2 protein-coding genes and 1 pseudogene are annotated in these 2203 nt (G+C 71.6%); 1 reads left to right on the forward strand and 2 read right to left on the reverse strand.

Translation table 11 applies throughout. The annotated features are described in order from the left end of the window. A pseudogene (locus ABDW21_RS07720) lies at positions 1 to 325 on the reverse strand (NlpC/P60 family protein); the annotation flags it as partial. A 269-nt stretch (positions 326 to 594) separates the two neighbouring features. After that, entirely contained in the window at positions 595 to 972 is a 378-nt protein-coding gene (locus tag ABDW21_RS07725; protein WP_343710264.1) for a hypothetical protein, read from the reverse strand. 80 nt (positions 973 to 1052) lie between these two features. On the opposite strand from ABDW21_RS07725, the gene ABDW21_RS07730 reads away from it, so the two are divergent. Continuing rightward, positions 1053 to 2203 (forward strand): adenosylmethionine--8-amino-7-oxononanoate transaminase (locus ABDW21_RS07730; protein ID WP_343710265.1); only part of this gene is annotated, 1151 nt, incomplete at its 3' end.

Consider the following 2203-nt stretch of genomic DNA (forward strand, 5'->3'; position numbering starts at 1 on the left):
CGTCGAATCCCACCGCGTTGGCACTCGGGTCGGCGCCGAGACCGGGCCCAGCGGTGCCGGGCCCAGTGGTGCCGGGCACCCTGCTGACGGGGCCTGTGGTGCCGGCGCCCGGGCCGGCGCCGCGGGTGGGGCTGGCGAGGGCGCTCGACGCTTCGTCCACGCCGCGGGTGGGGCCGGTGACGTTGCCGCCCCCGTAGGTGTAGGGCACGCCGCGCTGGGACAGCGCGCGCTGCACGACGATGTTGATGGCGTGCTGACTGGCTGCCGGCGACAAGCCCGGGTCGGCGGCGGCCAGGCAAGGGTTGAAGGCAAGTGCACCTGCCATGACGGGCAGGCTGGCTGCGACGATGATGCGTCTCATGTTCGATTCCCCTCCGGGGCCTCGGCGGGCTGACACCGCGTCTCGGCCATCAGTTAACAACTGTCACTACTGTCACTACAGTCACTCTGGCAACAAATTCGGTTGCTTGCCACCGCGGGAGGGCGACCGGCGAGGATCTTTGTCGTACCGAGACCGAACAGAGATCCCCCGACGGCCCGCGCCCAATCCGTCGTCGCCCGTTGTGATGTCGGTCTCACGAAACCGCGACCCGGTCAGCGCCAGTAGTGCTCACTGAAGCTGGTGATGGCGGCGCCGGCGGCAGCGCTGACGACGACGAGGGCCATCGCGATGATCGGCCAGAAGAACAGGTGCCACCCCTTCACCACCGAGACGACCGGGCCGAGGACAACCGCCGCGCACGCCGCCCCGACGCCGCCCCACACCACCGGGTAGATCCACACGTCGACTCCCAGCGGCACCGGGGCGCAATTGTCCGCGGGGCAGACGTCAGCGAGGAAGCCGAACAGCACCGTCGGCAGGCGCGTCGCCGCGGCCGCAGTCACAAGCACCGCCACCGTCGCGACGGTGCAGATCACGTCCCAGGCCGCCACCCGCGCCCGACGTCGCGGCGGCGGATCCCGGTCGGCCATCATGGCGTGCAATACTTCCGGATCGCCGGGGTTTCCGCGACCGACGCCGCCGGGCAGCGTCTGCGTTACCGTCGATCTCCATGCCCGCACTGACACCCGACCAGATCAGCGCGCTCGACGCCGCTCATCTGTGGCATCCCTACAGCGCGATCGGCGCTCCGGGAAGAGGGGGGGCCGTCGCCCCGGTGGTCGCCGTCGGCGCGCGGGGTGCGTGGCTGACGCTCATCGACGACGGCACGCCGATCCGGGTGCTGGACGCGATGAGTTCCTGGTGGACGGCGATCCACGGCCACGGTCACCCGGCCCTGGACGCGGCGTTGACCTCGCAGCTGCGCACCATGAGCCACGTCATGTTCGGCGGCCTGACCCACGAGCCCGCCGCCCGGCTGGCGCAACTGCTCGTCGAGACCACACCGGCCGGGCTGGACACGGTGTTCTTCAGCGACTCCGGCTCGGTGTCGGTCGAGGTCGCGGTCAAGATGGCGCTGCAGTACTGGCGCGGCCGCGGCCAACCCGCCCGTCACCGGTTGATGACCTGGCGCGGCGGCTACCACGGCGACACGTTCACCCCGATGAGCGTCTGCGACCCCGACGGCGGCATGCACGAGCTGTGGGCATCCGGGGCACATTCGGTGCTGGCCAAGCAGGTGTTCGCCCCGCCGGTGCCCCGCGACTACGACCCCGGCTACACCGCGGCGTTCGAGGCGCAACTGGCGCAGCACACCGCCGAGGTGGCCGCCGTGATCGTCGAACCCGTCGTGCAGGGCGCCGGAGGGATGCGCTTCCACGACCCGCGCTACCTGGTCGACCTGCGGGAGATCTGCGACCGGCACGGGGTACTGCTGATCTTCGACGAGATCGCCACCGGCTTCGGTCGCACCGGTGAGCTGTTCGCCGCCGACCACGCCGGCGTCAGCCCCGACATCATGTGCGTCGGCAAGGCGCTCACCGGCGGATCCCTCGGCCTGGCCGCCACCCTGTGCAGCACCGGCATCGCCCGCACCATCAGTTCGGGCGCCGCCGGTGCGCTGATGCACGGGCCCACCTTCATGGCCAACCCGCTGGCGTGCGCGGTGGCGGTGGCCAGCATCGAGCTGCTGCTGGCCCAGGACTGGCGGTCGCGTGTCGCCGAGATCGCGGCCGGGCTGGCCGCCGGGCTGGACCCGGCGCGCGGCCTGCCCGGCGTCACCGACGTGCGGGTGTGCGGGGCCATCGGCGTCGTCGAATGCGA

Source organism: Mycobacterium sp., assembly GCF_039583805.1.
Lineage (GTDB): Bacteria > Actinomycetota > Actinomycetes > Mycobacteriales > Mycobacteriaceae > Mycobacterium.